Origin of the sequence: Amycolatopsis sp. CFH S0740 (genome assembly GCF_004522315.1) — a bacterium.
Classification (GTDB): Bacteria; Actinomycetota; Actinomycetes; order Mycobacteriales; family Pseudonocardiaceae; genus Amycolatopsis; species Amycolatopsis nivea.
Genome location: NZ_SDLS01000069.1, coordinates 1 through 1638 on the forward strand (window position 1 = coordinate 1; position 1638 = coordinate 1638).

Annotated in this window: 1 protein-coding gene; it reads right to left on the reverse strand. The window is 72.3% G+C overall.

What is annotated here, in order from left to right; genetic code table 11:
* Positions 1–30: 30 nt before the first annotated feature.
* Positions 31–1377: an IS110 family transposase gene (locus tag EIZ45_RS45770; RefSeq protein ID WP_134736128.1), complete on the reverse strand. Its 1347-nt coding sequence runs from the start codon at positions 1375–1377 to the stop codon at positions 31–33.
* Positions 1378–1638 lie beyond the last annotated feature (261 nt).

Consider the following 1638-nt stretch of genomic DNA (forward strand, 5'->3'; position numbering starts at 1 on the left):
GTCCGTGAAGACATCCCTGGGTTTTGTTTGTCAAGCGGCGGTGTGGTTTTGTCTGGTGTGGTCGGTGTTGTGGTGGGGCCAGGCGGTTGCCTCGTCGTAGTGGGTGTGGGTTTTGAGGCATCCGTGGAGGATGCCGACGAGGCGGTTGGCGAGTTGGCGCAGCGCGGCTTGGTGGCCGGTGCCGCGGGCCCGGAGCGCGTCGTAGCAGGCGCGTGCTCCGGGTGAGGCCCGCAGGGCCGATTGCGCTTGCCGGGTCAGGGCGTCGAGGAGGCGTTCGTTGTGCACGAACCGGGCCCGGACGGTGGTTTTACGGCCTGAAGCGATGGTCAGCGGACTGGTTCCGGCGTAGTTTTTGCGGGCTTTCGCGCTGGCGTAGCGGCCGGGGTCGTCCCCGAATTCGGCGAGCACCCTGGCGGCGAGGATCTGCCCGAGCCCGGGAAGGGACGCGTAGATCCCGGCGTCAGGGTGCCGGCCAAAATGGGCTTTCACCTCGGTTTCCAGGGTGTCGATCTCGCCGGTCAGGGCGGTGATCACGGCGATCAGCGACCGGGTGACCGCTGCCTGGGCCGCGGTCAGGGCCGGGCCGCGGCCCAGCGCCGGGGCGCGCAGCGCGGCCTGGATCCCGGCGGTCTTGCCCTCGGCATCGCGCCGGCGGGCCCGCCGGAGCGCGGCGGNCGCGGTCAGGGCCGGGCCGCGGCCCAGCGCCGGGGCGCGCAGCGCGGCCTGGATCCCGGCGGTCTTGCCCTCGGCATCGCGCCGGCGGGCCCGCCGGAGCGCGGCGGCGATCTGCGCCCGGGACAACCGGGCCGCGCGGCCGGGGTCGGGGGCCTTCGCGAGCAGTTCCAGCGCCTCGGGCGCGGTCAGGTCCCCGAACGCCTCGAGCGCGGCGGGGAAATAGTCCCGCAGCGCGGCCCGCAGCCGCAGCACATGCCGTGTCCTGTCCCGGATCAGCGCCTGATGCGCCCGGGCCAGCGCCTGCACCCCGTCGGCGAGGTCGCTGTCCCCGGCGACCTCGCGCAACTGGTGCGCGTCAGTGCGGACCAGGTCGGCCAGCACATGCGCGTCCCCGGCGTCGCTCTTCGCGCCCGACACGCCCAGCCGGTCCCGGGCCCGCGCCGACTGCCGCGGGTTGACCGCGAACACCCGATACCCCGCCGCGACCAGCGCCGCCACCCACGGGCCGCGGTCGGTCTCGATCCCGATCAGCACCTGATCGGGCCCGGCGTCCTCGGGCAGGAACCGCGCGAGCAGCCCGTGCAGCCGGGCGATGCCCTCAACCCCTTCCGGCAGCCGGGCCCTGCCCAGCCGCCGCCCCGCCTGGTCCTGGACCTCCACATCATGATGATCAGACGCCCAGTCGTCACCCGCGAACAACACCACGCCGCACACGCTCCCGCCCTGATTCTCGGTCCGGACCACGACCGGCAGCCACGCGGAAGAAGATCAACGGCCTAATGGTCGAGTGCTCACACCGCACAGGCGGGCACGACATCCCTTCAGTGATCAACCTCTTCCGCCACCGGCAAGGGGCACGGTCTTCACGAAGGACTCCCGCGATCCAGGCTCCACGAGTGCTCACCCCGCCAGCAGCCACCACATCCAAGCCTGCCAAACCAGACCCGAACACAACCCATTAGG